At 39.2% G+C, this 16,168-nt stretch carries 18 protein-coding genes, 1 tRNA gene and 1 pseudogene; 8 read left to right on the forward strand and 12 right to left on the reverse strand.

What is annotated here, in order from left to right; all coding sequences use genetic code 11:
* Positions 1–136 precede the first annotated feature (136 nt).
* Positions 137–1,057 carry a chemotaxis protein CheV gene (locus tag AB4153_RS16670; protein WP_102528989.1) on the reverse strand — a complete coding sequence of 307 codons (921 nt, stop codon included), beginning with the start codon at positions 1,055–1,057 and terminating at the stop codon, positions 137–139.
* Between the two features lie 335 nt (positions 1,058–1,392).
* Here AB4153_RS16670 and flgA point away from each other — a divergent pair, with 335 nt between their 5' ends.
* The 3 genes from flgA (at position 1,393) to AB4153_RS16685 (ending at position 3,008) form a co-directional block, all read left to right on the forward strand.
* Complete coding sequence (gene flgA / locus AB4153_RS16675; RefSeq protein ID WP_229369277.1) at positions 1,393–2,115, forward strand: flagellar basal body P-ring formation chaperone FlgA; 723 nt, start codon at positions 1,393–1,395, stop codon at positions 2,113–2,115.
* Between the two features lie 72 nt (positions 2,116–2,187).
* Positions 2,188–2,517, forward strand: coding sequence for a flagellar biosynthesis anti-sigma factor FlgM (flgM, locus tag AB4153_RS16680; protein ID WP_102528987.1), 330 nt, complete (start codon positions 2,188–2,190; stop codon positions 2,515–2,517).
* A 65-nt stretch (positions 2,518–2,582) separates the two neighbouring features.
* Positions 2,583–3,008 carry a flagella synthesis protein FlgN gene (locus AB4153_RS16685; RefSeq protein WP_102528986.1) on the forward strand — a complete coding sequence of 142 codons (426 nt, stop codon included), beginning with the start codon at positions 2,583–2,585 and terminating at the stop codon, positions 3,006–3,008.
* Positions 3,009–3,112: 104 nt separating this feature from the next.
* On the opposite strand, the gene AB4153_RS16690 is transcribed toward AB4153_RS16685, so the two are convergent.
* A complete protein-coding gene (locus AB4153_RS16690; RefSeq protein WP_102528985.1) occupies positions 3,113–3,571 on the reverse strand; it encodes an LPP20 family lipoprotein in 459 nt (152 codons plus the stop codon).
* Positions 3,568–4,278 (reverse strand): FlgO family outer membrane protein, encoded by a 711-nt coding sequence (locus AB4153_RS16695; protein WP_371998165.1) that lies wholly within the window; start codon positions 4,276–4,278, stop codon positions 3,568–3,570. The genes AB4153_RS16690 and AB4153_RS16695 overlap by 4 nt, the downstream gene beginning before the upstream one ends.
* A gap of 384 nt (positions 4,279–4,662) precedes the next feature.
* Here AB4153_RS16695 and AB4153_RS16700 point away from each other — a divergent pair, with 384 nt between their 5' ends.
* From AB4153_RS16700 to AB4153_RS16720, 5 genes and pseudogenes are all read left to right on the forward strand, one after another.
* Positions 4,663–5,106 (forward strand): flagellar assembly protein T N-terminal domain-containing protein, encoded by a 444-nt coding sequence (locus AB4153_RS16700; protein WP_371998166.1) that lies wholly within the window; start codon positions 4,663–4,665, stop codon positions 5,104–5,106.
* Positions 5,107–5,118: 12 nt separating this feature from the next.
* Positions 5,119–5,466 (forward strand): annotated as a pseudogene (locus AB4153_RS16705) (flagella assembly protein FlgT middle domain-containing protein); the annotation flags it as partial.
* A 54-nt stretch (positions 5,467–5,520) separates the two neighbouring features.
* On the forward strand, positions 5,521–5,844 hold the full coding sequence (locus AB4153_RS16710) for a FlgT C-terminal domain-containing protein (RefSeq protein ID WP_371998192.1): 324 nt from the start codon (positions 5,521–5,523) through the stop codon (positions 5,842–5,844).
* A gap of 92 nt (positions 5,845–5,936) precedes the next feature.
* Entirely contained in the window at positions 5,937–8,414 is a 2,478-nt protein-coding gene (locus tag AB4153_RS16715; protein WP_371998167.1) for a 6-hydroxymethylpterin diphosphokinase MptE-like protein, read from the forward strand.
* A gap of 198 nt (positions 8,415–8,612) precedes the next feature.
* A tRNA-Arg gene (locus AB4153_RS16720) sits at positions 8,613–8,688 on the forward strand.
* 24 nt (positions 8,689–8,712) lie between these two features.
* Here AB4153_RS16720 and AB4153_RS16725 read toward each other — a convergent pair.
* From AB4153_RS16725 to pseC, 9 genes are read right to left on the reverse strand one after another with little or no spacing between them, the layout of a single operon-like run.
* The gene (locus AB4153_RS16725) at positions 8,713–9,771 is read right to left on the reverse strand and encodes a putative sugar O-methyltransferase (RefSeq protein ID WP_371998168.1); all 1,059 of its coding nucleotides are present in this window, start codon (positions 9,769–9,771) and stop codon (positions 8,713–8,715) included.
* A 26-nt stretch (positions 9,772–9,797) separates the two neighbouring features.
* Positions 9,798–10,835 carry a pseudaminic acid synthase gene (gene pseI, locus AB4153_RS16730; RefSeq protein ID WP_371998169.1) on the reverse strand — a complete coding sequence of 346 codons (1,038 nt, stop codon included), beginning with the start codon at positions 10,833–10,835 and terminating at the stop codon, positions 9,798–9,800.
* Entirely contained in the window at positions 10,828–11,058 is a 231-nt protein-coding gene (locus tag AB4153_RS16735; RefSeq protein ID WP_102528971.1) for an acyl carrier protein, read from the reverse strand. The genes pseI and AB4153_RS16735 overlap by 8 nt, the downstream gene beginning before the upstream one ends.
* Positions 11,059–11,071: 13 nt before the next feature.
* A complete protein-coding gene (locus tag AB4153_RS16740) occupies positions 11,072–11,995 on the reverse strand; it encodes a ketoacyl-ACP synthase III (protein WP_371998170.1) in 924 nt (307 codons plus the stop codon).
* The gene (locus AB4153_RS16745; protein WP_371998171.1) at positions 11,995–12,579 is read right to left on the reverse strand and encodes a hypothetical protein; all 585 of its coding nucleotides are present in this window, start codon (positions 12,577–12,579) and stop codon (positions 11,995–11,997) included. Before AB4153_RS16745 ends, AB4153_RS16740 begins: the two co-directional genes overlap by 1 nt.
* A gap of 15 nt (positions 12,580–12,594) precedes the next feature.
* Positions 12,595–13,242, reverse strand: a complete 648-nt coding sequence (locus AB4153_RS16750) for a NeuD/PglB/VioB family sugar acetyltransferase (protein ID WP_371998172.1) — start codon at positions 13,240–13,242, stop codon at positions 12,595–12,597.
* Between the two features lie 27 nt (positions 13,243–13,269).
* Positions 13,270–14,340 carry a UDP-2,4-diacetamido-2,4,6-trideoxy-beta-L-altropyranose hydrolase gene (pseG, locus tag AB4153_RS16755; protein ID WP_303516957.1) on the reverse strand — a complete coding sequence of 357 codons (1,071 nt, stop codon included), beginning with the start codon at positions 14,338–14,340 and terminating at the stop codon, positions 13,270–13,272.
* A complete protein-coding gene (gene pseF, locus AB4153_RS16760) occupies positions 14,337–15,023 on the reverse strand; it encodes a pseudaminic acid cytidylyltransferase (RefSeq protein ID WP_303459799.1) in 687 nt (228 codons plus the stop codon). The genes pseG and pseF overlap by 4 nt, the downstream gene beginning before the upstream one ends.
* Positions 15,020–16,168: a UDP-4-amino-4,6-dideoxy-N-acetyl-beta-L-altrosamine transaminase gene (gene pseC / locus AB4153_RS16765; RefSeq protein WP_102528965.1), complete on the reverse strand. Its 1,149-nt coding sequence runs from the start codon at positions 16,166–16,168 to the stop codon at positions 15,020–15,022. The genes pseF and pseC overlap by 4 nt, the downstream gene beginning before the upstream one ends.

Consider the following 16,168-nt stretch of genomic DNA (forward strand, 5'->3'; position numbering starts at 1 on the left):
TGACTCATCTAACGCTATCAATGTTGACTTGCTAACTCAAACATTCATTTTAATGAACTTAACGAGATGCTGCAGTTTCATAGATAACATTCATCTGTCTATTAAGTTAATCATAGACAGAGAATGATAATAATGCTTATAAAATTAAGTGTTTATTTACAGCAGAAGCCAGCTCATCCGGATTAAATTTTGCGATAAAATCATTTGCACCGACTTTCTCAACCATTGCTTGGTTAAAGACACCACTTAACGAAGTATGTAATACAACTTTAATGTCTTTTAGTTTTGGATCATCTCGAATTTCAGCAGTTAGGGTATAACCGTCCATCTCAGGCATTTCAATATCAGAGATGATTAATGGAATTTCGTCAGCGACATTGTCCATTTCTGTTGCTATAGCTTTGAGTTTTTCGAGTGCATCTTTACCATCAATTGCAGTATCAATTTGCAGATTCAAAGACTCTAAAGAACGAATAATTTGTTTACGTGCCACCGCAGAGTCATCAATGACCATAATATGATAATGCTGATCACGGTCGATAGTTAACGCTTCATCAGCTTCTTTACTGATTTCAGTCTTAACAGGTGAGATTTCATCTAAGATTTTTTCAACGTCCAAAATCTCGACCAATTCACCTTCAATTTCAGTCACTGCTGTTAGATATGAATTACGTCCCGCACCTTGTGGCGGCGGCATAATTGATTCCCAGTTCATATTGATAATACGCTCAACAGAACTGACTAAGAACCCTTGAATACTGCGGTTATACTCAGCAATAATAATGAAGCAGTTCTCTGTTGAAGTTAAAGGACGGCCGCCTGTTGCCGCACTCAAATCAATCACAGAAATAGTCGAACCACGAATATGAGCAATACCTTTAATCATTGGGCTTAAGCGCGGTAATGTCGTTAATGGTGGACACTGTAAGACTTCTTTTACTTTGAAAACGTTGATACCAAATCGTTGACGGCCATTCAATTTAAAAAGTAACAACTCAAGTCTATTTTGACCAACGAGTTGGGTACGTTTATTGACTGATTCAAGAATACTCGACATAACCCTGCCTTGTTTATTTTACAGCCCCTTCCGGGCGTTTTTCTTATGATTTAAAGCGACAGTAAATCTATTACCATCAAATTGTACCACACGCTAAATTCGATTTTCTGACAATATGATTATCAACATACTAACTGGGCATGCTTATTGCTTCATGTAAAACAATGACAATAAAACCCCATATTGATAGTTGAACAGTCAAACTTCTGACTCACTGATGAGTACAATGCGACTCATATAAACAACTAAATTAATATTCTTGTTTAAATCCACAGATTTAAACCGTTAATAGAGAAGTATAGAGACATACTGGCAATACTGGCTAGAAACTAAAAATGAATAAAAGAATGCTATGGCTACTCATTATATTGTGTTCCTCTTTACCGGCTTTCGCCAGTGAAGACAGCACTATTACCTACTCTTTATCGACCATTACTGAGTTAGCTAAAGAGACTGTGGCAAAAAAAATTGCTAATAGTCCTTCATATAATAGTGATGCAAAGATAAATATCTTGCCACAACGTGTTGAAGGAAGGTTAACCCCTCCATCATGCTACCCGCCAATCAATGTAGAAATGGCCAGCGACAGACCGATTAACCGAACCAATACCGTAAAGATAAGTTGCATCAGTCCTGAGTACGATTACCCTTGGCAAATGTATTTATCCGTCAAAGTTGAAGTACTCTACCCTGTTGTGACGGCTAAAAGTATTATCGAGAAAGGCGAACTCATCACCAATGACACCATAGAAATAAATTATGTCGATCAGCACAGTATTCGTGGCCAATTTTTCTCGGGTGTATCCGACATTATTGGCACTCGCTCAAAAAGACGAGTCCCAGCCAAAGCCCCATTACTCAATAATAACCTATGTTTTGTATGTAAAGGTGATTCAGTCTCCATATATGCAAAAACTAATAGCTTTGAAATAAAAACAGCCGGTGAAGCATTAAGAGACGGAAATGTGGGAGAGACCATTAGAGTCAAAAACTCTAACTCAAACAGGAAACTAGATGTTATTGTCATAGGTGTTGGAGAAGTTGAAGTTAGGATGTAAAATAATCCTAAAGTTCTTTCCAGCATGGCCGATACCCTGTTAGGAATACCATAAATTACGCTGGAGCCTTACATGGCAATTGATATTAACAATCTAAAAACAGCTTCACACACTCAGTTACGTACTAACCGTGACGCAAGTGCTGCGACAAAAACTGCAGAGTCAACGAGCAGTAATACAGCAGCAGTGAAAACTGATTCGGTCAGCATTACCTCGCAAGCACAACAGCTGCAAGGAGCTCAGAGCAAAATGGCATCGTTACCTGAAATTGATCAAAGCAAAGTTGATGCAATTAAAACAGCGATTTCTGAAGGTCGATATAAAGTCGATCCAGAAAAGCTTGCTGCTAATATTGCCAGTTTTGAAGCTGACATGAGCGGACTAAATTTCGACCAAGAGTAATTTCATAATGACTCTTGGCTAATCAAGCATTACAAATGTAATGTGGATTTTATGAAGAGTAACTTATGAATGAATTACTACAGCTGTTATCTTTTCAGCACGGCACTTTGTCGTCGCTGAAAAAACTTGTATCTGCAGAAAAGCAAGCGTTAACAGATCAAGATGCAGATACCCTTTTGGCTTTAGCCCGCGAGAAAGTAACCTGTCTCAATAATCTGCAGCAGAATGATCAGAAGCTCGCTAACCATCCTGATAAAGAATTACTTAGCACTGACACTGTATTAATTCAGAAAGTGGAAGAAGCCAAGGTAATATTAGAAGAGTGTAAAGACATTAATAATCAAAATGCCAGCTTGATTGAACTGAATATTGCGAGTTTAAATCGCTTTTCTCAAGCGATGCAAATGAGTCGAAACGCTACCAGCCTCACTTATAATGACAAAGGGCGAACGTCGACCATTTCATCATTAGGCTCTAATCTAAAAGCCTAATGTAAGCGTCAATTTCTGCTCCCATGAATAAAAACTATAAAAAAGCCGCTGTCATCAGCGGCTTTCTTGTATTCATTTGTAATAGATCAATCAACATTAAAGCACTAAAAATAAGTGACTTCTTTGATTTTTCTTGGTCGATTGTCTTGCTGATATAAGTTCCACACTTGAGCAAAATCTAATTCTAATTCAGTAACATACATATCACCAGCGGGATAGCTTTTAATCACCTTAGCCCCCTTAATCATGCCAGAAACCTGAGTCGACACGGTTTCACTATTTAATAACCACTCGCTCATTTGGCTATGAGCATCCACTTGTTGACCATATACCTGCTCTGCTAACTCACGATACGCCGCAATTTTTGACGCTTGCATCGCCATTAACACTTTATGAGATTGCTCTTTTGCTGGCTGGGTCGCGAGAGGGGCATAACCTATCGCGGTTAATTTTGGAAACTGCTCAGGCGCCTCTGTTTCCCACTGAACATATTTATCATTACTTGAGCAACCGACTAACGATAATGCTGCGACAGACATCATTGCCATTAAAAGCTTTTTCATAATTTCTCTCCTAGCACAGCCACTTTTCCATCCCCAGATTGCTCATTACGATAGAGCAAACCATTTTCTGAGGTAACTTTATTAGAGGGTGATAAGTAACCCGGTAAACTGTCTGTATGAACAAAAGTTTGTACAGCAGACACCACTCGATTATTGGTTACATTAACAATCCTGGCATTCAACACGACTCCTTGTGTTGTTGTAGCCATTGTCGACACAACAACATGGGACACGGGTAAATCAGACGGCAATAGCTTCCAATCACGACTGAGAATAAACTCACCTTGTTCTGTTGCTCTTATGGCATTAGCCACATTCATATCAACTAAATTAAATTCATGAGCATGAAATGCTGCAACAAAACCTTGTTGTAGCTGCAAACCTAGAGCGTCAGTTTGACTAAAAGCATCTATTTTTACAGGTGTCGTCACCAATAAAGGTTGATCTGAACGCAGGCTATCATTTTGTAATACCAGTTCATTGACGATTTTTTCTGCAAGTGTGTTCACTTGAGACTTTGGGGCTAAACCGACCTTCTCTATATTGTAGCTTAATGCTTTTGGCGTCTGAGCTTCTGGTTCGGACATAAACCATGAGTTAGTGTCAGTAGGCTGCCCAGTATAGGTTAACTCATCGCCACTCTTTGACGTCTCACTTGCGCAAGCTGCCATTAATAAAGCGATGGGTAATAAAATAAATTGACGCATAGCCTTTATATCCTTAACTCAATTCATGCACTGTCATTGGCGTTATCTAGAGAAGTATGGTTTTAAACCCAGTGAACAAACCTTACTCATTCAATGGGTATCAAGTGGCCTAACTTTATTAATAACCATATTCGTCATCACACTCATAACAATGTTAATAGCCACACTCTCTGAAACCCTATCGGCACTTAAGTTAAAAACTTTATCATTTAACCGCTATTAATTAGCCATGATGAGCCTTTTCTAAATGTTCACACTTATCAAAGCCACAGATACACAAAGGGCACAATTATTGCTTTGCTATAAAGACTCATAAAAATGGTGTCTAAAAGTCATTAAGTTGGCACTGATATCTTCATTATTTTGTAAAAAGTGAAACTGAACATGCCGAATTTAAACATTAAATTATTATTTTTTTCAGTGCTTGTACTGCAATTGGCTAGTATCAGTCACGTCGCTTTTGCACAAAGAATCGAAGTATCAGGTCAAGCGAGCATAGTCGATGGCAATATTGATAAAGCCCGTGAAGCTGCAATAAATCAAGCATTAAACTATGCCAGCTTAAAAGCTGGAGTGAACTTCAATAGTCGTCAAACCATTAATCAAGGCAACTTGACTCAAAATGCATTTCAAGTACAACGCATGGGTGAGGCTAAAAATATTGAAGTGGTATCAGAAATAATCACCTCAACTGATATTACTGTCTCATTAAGGCTAAACCTCGAATCACAGAAGGTCGTTCAGCAATGTCACAGCCAGCAACTTAAAGCGGCACTGATGATTCCACAAGCTACCATGCGAGATCGCTCCCAATTGCGCTATGGTTAATTAGCCAATTTTGAACAAGCCCTGTCACAACAATATGGCACAGTGATTAATAGCATGTCAGAGTTTAGTTTTGCGCATATGCACGCCGAAGAAAAACTAGACCATAAAAATCAATTGATAAACTTTAGAGGCAACAGGATCCCAAGTTGGTTAGGCGAAATTACTGATAGCCAATATATTTTACAGCCTGAGATTTTAGATATTTCCACAGAGCCAAATCAGAGCTCAATGTTCGGCCTGTGGAGTGATTACCCTCAACGACAAATTAATTTACGCTTTACATTATTTCATGGCATTAGCGGTGAAAAAGTATGGAGTAAAGACTACGCCGCTACAGCAGAATGGGCATTTGATAAAGATGAAACCGTCTCTCCAACAACAAAGCGCTTTTGGAGTTCGACTTACGGACAATCAATGAACCAATTATTTCAACAAAGCACGCAAGATATTGATAACCTCCTAAACTGTCGTCCATTATTAGGACAAATCGTCGCTAAGCAAGGAAACAGAATTATCATCAATCTAGGCCGAAAAAATAACGTTAAAATGGGTGATAACTTTCAAATTGTCTTGCAGCAAAATATCCCAGACAGAGTCAACTTAATGCGTGCAGTCGCAACGAAAAATCGCGCCACAGTTACCATTGAGCAAGTATCAGAAGAAAGCGCAACTGCGGTGCTAGAAGGGATTGGAAGTACAGGCAATATTCAAGTACAAGATATTGTGATTAAAATTTAATACAAACTTTACTGAAGTAAAACCCTGATATATAGGTCAAATTATTAAAAGATAATTTGCGATTTGCTACTAAAAGAAAAGGCTTACAAACAATGGAAAGATCTAGCTCAGTATTTAATAATCAATTTTCAATTAGTCAATTTGGCGAATATTACTTACCGAGTGTTAATCGTAATACCTTTGAGAAAGTGGATTCGACAACTGCGTTTAAACAAAAATTTAAACAAGATATTTTTGCTAAAGACACCCTACATATTGTTCTGGGCTTAGATTCTGGATTATTGGTAAATTACATTCTGGAAGCGCCAAAAACTGATGGCAGTAAATACATTTTTGTTGAACTACCAGAAGTGATGAACATGCTCAACATTGAGATACCTACAGAGCAACAGGATTACCTAAAAGTCATCAGTTTTGATGAGTTAACACACCACATTGAATCTGCAGAAGACGACTTATACTTTATTAAAGACCAGATTGCTGTGACTCTTTCACTAGCGGCTTCATCAGGCGTGATAGAGGAGTATTCAACGCTATACAGCCAAGCTTATCGAACCATAAATCAACACTCTATTTCACATAAAACCAACTTTAACCAAAAGTCTTTTTTTGAACAGCAGATGTTTAACGTGGTTGAAAACCAGTTACCTGCATCATTATTAAAAAATAAGTTTCTTGGTAAAACCGCCATTGTCATTGGTGGTGGCCCGTCACTGGATCTACACCTAGAGTGGATAAAAGAAAACTATCAACAACTCTTTATCTTTACCGTTTCAAGATTTGCAGCAAAACTCTCCCAAGCTGGTATTCCCGCACATATTATTGTTTCAGTTGATCCCCAAGATACGAGCTTTGAAGTGAATCGTGACATGATGAAATTAGCAGGAGAAAGCCTGTTCATCAATTCACATCATGTCAATCATAGAATTCTTGCTCAATGGCAAGGTAAATCATTGTTCTTGGGAGATCAGTTACCTTGGATTGAAACAGATAATATTCTGACCATCGGACCAACAGTCACAAACAGTGCCATCAGAATCGCTATAGAAATGGGGTTTGAACAAGTATTATTAACCGGCGTTGATTTTTGTCATTCTCCAACTGGGGTTACTCATGCTAAAGGTAGCCTTGAAGCCAGTGCAGGCAGTAAAAACAGTAAAATCCACGAGTGGGTTGAAACCTATTCAGGGCAAATAGCTGAGACACCGATTCAATTACTATACGCAGCTCAAGGGCTTGAAGAAGAAGCTTCGCAATTTCCTAATGTTAAAATTATTAACCTCTCAGAACACGCTGCCAAAATAAAAGGCGTTGCTTATAAAAACTTCAACGATATTAATATTGTATCTGCACAATGTTCTCCTACTCAATTATTGGCAATGATACCGTCGAGTACCGATAATGAATCAAGCTTTCTTAGCACATTAGAAACTGAAGTCATCGATGCTAAAAATGCTTTTATCAGCATTAAAAAGCTGTCCCAAAAAGCATTAAATTTGACTAACTCAGCGAGAAAACTTAAACCTGAATCCATTGAATATCAAGGTAAAGTTAAAGAAATAGATAGCATTGAAACTAAAATCAATAAGAAGTTTAATCGCTATAACATGTCGATTAAAGTGTTTGGCTATTTTGAGTTTTCTCAGTTTCTGACCACCAAAAAAAAACAAGATTGGTCTGAACAACATATGCTTAAGATGACAAAGTTGTATTACAGCGCATATGAAGTCATCACTCAAAAGCTACAAAATCTGACAGAAACATCGATAGAGACTATTAGAATTAGACGTGAAGAAACTAAAGTTCAGCCCAACATTGAGCTGCTTACCATTGGCTGGAATAAATACAATCAACCAGGTCGAGTATGGTTATTGGAACAAAAACTCAATGCAACTTCTTTGGATACATTATCAGCAAAAGAATCAGAACAATTAGCAGAATCAAAAAAGCAATATCAAGAACAATTAACTAGTTTTTCTCATCCATATTTTGCCATGAAAAAAACCAATCAGAATTTAGATAATACATTAGCCAAAATTCTGGACTTAAAGAAGCATAACAATATAAAAGGGCTAACTTTACTGATTAATAGTATTAGACCTTTAATCGAAAAAGATGCTTTTGCGGCAAGGCTACTCCTCCTTGCTGAACATTATATTTATTTCATTGAAAAAGATTTTGAATCTTCGTTGCAGTCTTTATTACAAATTGAAAAGGCAGATAGAACAGAGTTAGAGCTCAAACAACTGTTATTGGTGGCTTTAAAGCTTCATCAACTTGATCTTGCAGAACAAACCATCAAAAGCCTTTCACTTTACAGCGATGAATACTTCCCTCAACTTGCTCATATTTTCTCGCTACAAGGCAATAATCAACAAGCACTTGATACCTATCTTGATTATTTAGATAAATACCCGACGGACGAAGGCACTTTACTTAAGCTTGGAATTTTTCTTGCTAAAATTGGTCAACTTGGGGGAGCGAAGTCAGCTTTTGAACAAGTGTTAAGTATTAACCCTGATAGCATTTCAGCTAAAAATTATTTGGAGCAAGTACTCCAGCAAGCTTAACCATTCACTAGCTTATACATATTTGAATATTAACCTACTAGTCTGCTGATTTTGACAGGTTTGGTTTGCCCACATTTTCGGGGAAAAGCTATAATAATCATTGATTCGATAAGGAAATGATATTAGAAGTGGCTAAGGACTAAGCAACTAAATTTAAACGCTTTTAATCAAAGGTAAAACTTGTATAATTAGTAAAGTCTCCCTATAGCTCAACAGGATAGAGCAGCCGCCTCCTAAGCGGCCGATCAGGGTTCGAGTCCTTGTGGGGAGACCATACCAACCTTTCTTAATTCCCGATTTAGCTCTTACGTTTATACAGACGCAGTTCTGAATGAAAACCGTCTATGGTTTCAAAGCCAAACGGATGAACATTGGTGGCAAGTAATTCATAATCAGGTAAGAAAACATCATAATCTTCTCCCTTAATTTGCTTTTTAACACCAGCTCGTTTTCCATCAATGGCAAGTTGCTTACCTTCTCTTAGGTTCCTTAAAAGCACATATTTACAGTTTAATCGCGACACATGACCCAAATAGTTTTCAACTATGTCCGGTTCCATTTCTTGAAACGAGATAAAATTAACAAACAAATCCAGCTCACCGGTCACTTTTGGAAGCTGCCAAGGGCACATTACCGCACCTTGAAACTGACTTGATAGATTTTCTAGTGAGAAGTCATCACAAGTTGTCAGAGTTTTATAATCAGCAATATTATCTTGACCGAAAATAGACTGAAGATAGTATGTTGAAAATAAACAAGTGGGTGCAATATCAACATTTAAGTAAAAAGTGTCATTTCGCTCATCACTCAACAGGATTTCACCTAACGAGCCAAAACCACCGCCAATTTCTAATACTTTGTTTATAGGTACATCAGCGAGTTGTTGCTTTAAAAAATTGAGACCTAATAAATAGTTTAAACTTGAACGACTAAACTTACGATTTTCAAATTCAAATTGCTCAACAGGTGAGCCAACTGAGCTTTCATTAAAGTTATCAGTGAAAGGTTTTTTGTTACTATCGCTCGCTTTGTAAACTCGAAAATCACTTCTTGCATGATTTTCACCAGACAAGAAGTCCTGCATCGATAGGATTGCTTTTGGATTTCCTGATAAGTGCGTTTCGCACAGTGTCATCATTTCCTGATACTTTGCAGGTGATGATGCCCAACCATGGAAAGTATAGGTAGGAACAAAGAATGACAAGGCACTTTTCAGCCCCCGAAAATTCTCAATACCATTGGTTTCAATATCCTGCTGCAAACCTTTAGCACCAAATTGCCAAAAGCTGGTAGGTAAATATTTGGAATCAGCTTGCTTCATATCTGTGCTAATTAATTCAATCTGTTCAGTCCACATGGAAAAACATCCTTTCATTACTGTATCTAGTTTTGCCAGTTATCTTTATTCGGCAGATCATCTGCAAGTACAGGTTCACCCACTTTTACACTGCGTTCTAAGGCTTTACCCAATAACTGCTCCATATATTTAGGCTGTAAGCCACTACCATTACGCAGCACTTTTATATCTTCTTCACCAATCACTTCTCCAGCGGATAGATTTCGGCAATAAAAGAGCGAACGGCGGCGTAGTTTATCTTCTTCAGTCACTTTGTAGCTCACTTCACCTAAACAGGACTCAACAGCTCTGATCTGATCAACCATTTCTCGAAACTCATGGGGCTCCATAGAAAACGCGCCATCGGCGCCGCCATCATTTCGATTTAAGGTAAAGTGCTTTTCAATGATTCTTGCCCCTAGGCTCACTGCAGTCATGGGGACTAGTGAGCCCATTGTGTGATCTGACAATCCTATGGGTACCTTAAATCTTTGCTGCATATCGGTGAGCATCTTCAGATTGGCATCATTTAAGCTTGCTGGGTACTGAGATGTGCACTTAAGTAAAGCAACGTTAAAGTTACCAGCCTTGAAGCAAGTATTAAGGGCGAGTTCGATATCTTTATCATCAGCAACACCGGTAGAGATAATAAGTGGCTTACCTGTTAGTGCTGCTTTTTCTATCAGGGGAATATGGTTAACTTCAAAGGAGGCAATTTTGTAATATGGCACATTAAGGCTTTCTAAAAAATCCACCCCTTCAAGGTCAAATGGACTTGAGAAAAACTCCATCCCCAGCTCATGGGTAAGCGTTTGTAAAGGCTGATGCCATTCATAAGGCAATGCGGCTTCTTGGTAAAGACTCCATAACGTCCTCCCCTTCCATAAGCCTTTTTTGCGCTTACCAAAGTAGTCATTATCAATATCAAGACATAATGATTCAGGGCGATATGTTTGAACCTTTACAATATCGGCACCAGAAGCTGCCATAGCTCTAATAGTGTCACAAGCTCTTTCTAAGCTACCATTATGATTGGCTGATAATTCAGCAATGATGATGGCCTTTTTCGGGAGCCAATCAGTCATTTAAACTATCAAAGTAAGCAATCAAAGCAGCAGGTGTGGTCAATTCATCCACCTTTTCGTCAGAAACTTGATGGCCTGTAAGTTGCTCAAGTTCCACAAATAAATTAAACATGTCTAGACTGTCAAATCCTGCGTCTTCGAAAGTGACATCAAGTGCTAGCGCTTCAAGATCGACTGCGCCAGATTCTTCTAGCGCTTTTTTAATTACTTCTAAATTGACCATAATGGCCTCCTTATTATCTATGAATTAATGCACTGGCCCAGGAGAAACCCACACCAAATCCACTCAACACAATATTGTTCCATTCACTACTCATCGCGTGCTTTTCAATAAGAAGAGGAATAGAGGATGAAACGGTATTACCAGTATCTTTGAGATCTTTAATAAAGCGGTTCTTGTCTTTAAAACGCCTCGCAATCGTGTCCACAATCGCGGCGCTTCCCTGATGGATAAGAAAAGCATCAATATCAGCCTCAGACATTTCGCTATCTTCTAGCAACGCTTTAATATGTTTAGGCACATTCACCGAAGCAAAGTTGAACACCTGTCGGCCATTCATTGACAAAATGCCTTGTTTTGTTTGCAAACTTTCTGCTCCATTGCCGTCAGTTCCAAACAGCACAGAACCCAGTTTAAAAACAGGTTCATGACCAATCCAACTCGCGGTTGCGGCGTCTCCAAATAACATTGAAGTGACCCTGTCTGCAGGGTCAATGACTTTTGAATAGGGGTCGGCTGTCACTAATAATGCCTGCTTGAGCCCTGCAGCTTGCAGTAAGCCTTTGATGATATAAAGACCATAAACATAACCTGAACAGCCTAAAGACACGTCAAAAGCGGCTATTGTTTTCGGCAGGCCTGCTTTTTCTTGTACTATGGCTGCTGTGTGAGGAATGTTTTCACCATCACCATTTTGAGTCACAACAATAAGAGCATCGATTTTGTCTTTTTCAAAACTGGGCTGCTGTTTTACTAGTTGTTCAATAGCTGCAACACATAAATCTGAACATTCTTGTTGCGGACTTTTTCGAGGTAAAACAAGGGCGCCAAGTTTAGACTCAACAAACTCAGCAGATTCACCAAATTGACGCCCCTGCTCTAGATTATCAATTGCGGTAGACGGAATGTAACTTGCTACCGCTTTTATGCCAATATCCATTATTGCCCCTCCACGATAAACCTAATTTGCCCCATTAAATGTCCATCCAGCCATACTTCAGAAACCGAAAATTTGTCATGTAACATCGACTGAAGCCTAATTTCTGCTGCTTCATACTGTATCGGTAAACTTTTCGTAAGGTTTAGTTGGCCAAATAACCACTTCCCTTTGCTTGGTCGCGCGATCTCATTGTGCATTTTCTTAGTTAAGGCAACCAGCACTTCAATACAGGTATAGTTTCCTGAAGGTTTAAGCATATTGATTGTTGCTGGATGAGTTGTCATCTGAGCGTTAGAAACTAATCCATCTTCATCAAACTCATAGCGTCCTTCGACTGAAGCACTACCTTCAACCCACCAAAACGGGACTTTAGTCCCATCGGTTAGATGGAATTTCCCTGTTGCTACAATTGTTCCTGTTTCAGGTTTTTGTGTCATTAATTCACATTGACAACGAGCAAGTTTTCGAAAGCTAAGTTGTGTCAGTCTGGCTCCTTCTGGATAGTTCTTCTTGGCATACTCAACAGTGAACAAATAAAAATCTGTTCCATGTAAATAATTACGATTACCTTTAAATTCGAACATTTAACCACCTTTTACTTAGCTAACTCGGCGGGCAGGATTCCCTAACCAAGTCGAACCTTCGCCAGCATCTTTTAACAGTGCTGAACCTGCACCAACTACTGAATAAGCACCAAGGCTTAACCCATCACGTACAACTGCATTTGCTGCAACATGAACGCCTTCGCTCAAACTGCTATATCCACAAAGACAAACATTCGGGCCAATATCAACATAATCAGATACCTGAACATCATGTCCAATATTAGCTCCCGCTCTTACCAAGACGTTTTCGCCTATGTTCACCTGCGGCTGAATCGATACCTGTGAGCAAATCACGCTCCCTGCGCCAATTTGAGAATCGAAACCTATCATCGCACTAGGATGGATTAAAGTTGCCATCCTGCTCGAAGGAATAGCTAAAGATTTTAATAAATCTGCTCTCTCGCGCATTTTCCCCACGCTTAATAGCGCAAATACAAATAAGATATCTTTATCTAATTCTTGCCACTGAGAAGACTTCCCTAGTACAGGCCAGTGGAAAAGTAACTCACCAGCGCTATGATGGTCATTAAGAAAACCCACTAGCTCTATTGCATCGCCCGCGCGCTGCATATCCATAATGATTTGAGCTAAGACTGCACCATTGCCTGCGCCGCCGATAATGACCACTCGCTTTTTACTCATATTCTTTTATTCCTGATTACGAATAACTTAGTTAATTAACTCTGCCATCCACACACTTCTTTTTTGCCATCCTTGCATCACTTCTTTTGCACTCTGTGACATTAACTGCAGCTGATTAGGTTGATTTATTAATGACCAAATAGCCGATTCTAGCTGTTGTTCTAATGCCGTTGTTACTTTACCTAAGTGCATGATTGCATTTAACTTAGCTAATTGTTCATTAGGTACAGATTGATTGTCCGCAATCGTCCAACACAAAGCGGGTAAAGCAGCAGCACAGCGCTCCCAAGAAATACCGCCACCAGCACCTATTGCTAAGTCGGCCTGTTCCATTAACTGCGATATTTGCGAAGATTGAATCTCAAGGTTCAAGTAGTTAGCATGTTGACGACATAAAGCTTCGAGTCGCTCAATATGGGGATACGAAGCCCCCACCACCACATCGACTCTATCCAATTCCTGACGAAGTGAACGCTGCAATAACACTTGGCAAACTTGGCCTGTTACATCATCTTTATCAACACCACCGAAACACACAAACACCTTTTTAAGCTGTGTTCTTAAACTCGGATTAACACCTCTAAATTCTTCACGAAGCGGTATGTTCCAAGGTCCTATATATACTCTTCCGTCACTCGGCGAACAAGAACGACTATGTAGAGTAGGATCTATTAGCATCTGACATTGATGAGGCCTATCTCTCAAACCATCGATAACAACAATTTGAGATTGAGTCTCTGTTGCAACTCGTGACTCCCATTGTGCACCTAAAGAGAAATGATCAACAATAATCCAATCAGGTTTAATTCCATTATGCTTGACAGCTTCTAATGTGTCCTCGGCATCTTGCGCTTCAGTGCATCCTAACCAATGACTATGAGGGTAATCTCCATCGCCTTGGGTATATTGCGCTGATTCAGAAAGCTGTAAAACATTAAAACCTTCCAAAACTTTAGCCTGATGACCACTATGGTTACGGCAACAGAAAGTGACAATCGCCCCTTTTCTGGACAATGAGTTGGCTATAGTCAAACAGCGCATGATATGGCCACTGCCGATATGTTGTCCGCTATCGGTACGGATTAAAACCTGTGTCACATGCTTCCAGCTAAAAATAAACGCTCAGCAAGCAGCCAATCTTCTTCTGTATCAATATCTTGAACTTGGTATCTTGGGACGATATATGAAGTCGCTTTCTCTGAATACATAATATCGCCTCTTAAAAATGCCTCAGACTTACCCCAATAAAACTGCCCTGCGTCGTGGTAAGCCTCAATAAGATCCTGAGAACGACTTTGTCGATGCTCAGGAGCAAACATTTTTACATGACCGGAATCATCCATATAAAGGGCTCGTTGAATCGCTGAAGCGAAACTGGTTACACTAAAACAAAAATCGGTCCCCATATTGAGTAATTGGTCAAAACTCAGCTTTAAAGCCTCTGCTGTAACAAATGGGGCTGTGGCATATAAACAACAAACATGATCAACCTTGCCCACATTATCAATCACCCAATTAATAGTATGATTGACGACTACACGGGTTGTCGCCATGTCGTCAGATAACTCAGCGGGTCTCATAAAGGGGGTCGTGGCACCATAACTTCTCGCTATCTCTGCAATTTCAAAGCAATCAGTCGACACAATCACATGATCGAATAACTCTGACTCAACAGCTGCCTCAATTGATCTGGCGATGATAGGCTTTCCACAAAAGTGACGAATATTTTTTTTAGGAATTCGTTTGCTACCGCCACGAGCAGGAATAATTGCTATTTTCAATTAAGTAACCCCTTGAGTTTTTCGCAAATTAAGTCTTGTTCAATTTCGGTTAAACTTGGAAAAATGGGTAGCGTCAGGCACGATTGATAATATGACTCAGCTTGAGGGAAATCACCTTTTGTAAAACCTAACTCTTGATAAAAAGGTTGAAGGTGAATTGGTATGTAATGCACATGCACACCTATTCCTGCTTGCCTCATTTCGTTAAATACTTCTTTACGGTCAACTTTTTGGGGCAGTAAAACAATGAATAAATGATAGGCACTAACCGTTTCTTCTAGAGGTAATACAATTTGAACATTGGTGTTTTTTAATCGTTCAACATAACGTTTAGCTAAACTATTTCTTTTTTCAACGAAGCTCTCAAGCGATGATAATTGACTATTGCCTAAAGCAGCCTGTAAATCAGTTATACGATAATTAAAACCTAATGATTGTTGTTCATAATACCAGTCACCTTCATCCGAATTAATTAACTCTTCAGACTGCTTAGTGATGCCGTGACTGCATGAACGTTTCATCGCTTCTGCAAGTTTAGCGTCATTAGTCGTTGCGACGCCTCCCTCACCTGTAGTGATAATTTTGACTGGATGAAAACTAAAAACAGTAATGTCGCTAAACTGGCAACTACCTATAGGGAAATCAAGATACCTGCCACCTATTGCGTGTGCAGCATCTTCGATGACTTTAACTCCATACTGACGAGCCAGTTGCGCAATGCTTTGCATATCACAGCTATGACCAGCCATGTGTACCGCTATAATAACTTTAGGTAAGCTATTATTTAATGCTGCCTGTGATAACTTTTTTGCCAATGCTTTTGGGCAAAGGTTGGCTGTTTCATAATTAATATCAACAAAATCTATAGTCGCACCGCAGTAAACAGCACAGTTTGATGAAGCAACAAAAGATATTGGACTTGTCCAGACAGTGTCTTTAAAGGTCACACCTAGGGCAAGGCAAGCGACATGCAATAATGATGTTGCGCTATTTCCTGCTACTGCGAATTTCGAATGTGTAAAAGCGGCTATATTAGCTTCAAATCGAGGTACTTGCGGCCCTTGAGTAAGAAAGTCAGATTGTAAAACATCGGTCACGGCATCAATATCTTGCTGTGAAATGGATTGACGCCCATAAGGAATCAT

Source organism: Shewanella sp. 10N.286.52.E4 (assembly GCF_041468785.1).
Classification (GTDB): Bacteria; Pseudomonadota; Gammaproteobacteria; order Enterobacterales; family Shewanellaceae; genus Shewanella; species Shewanella electrodiphila.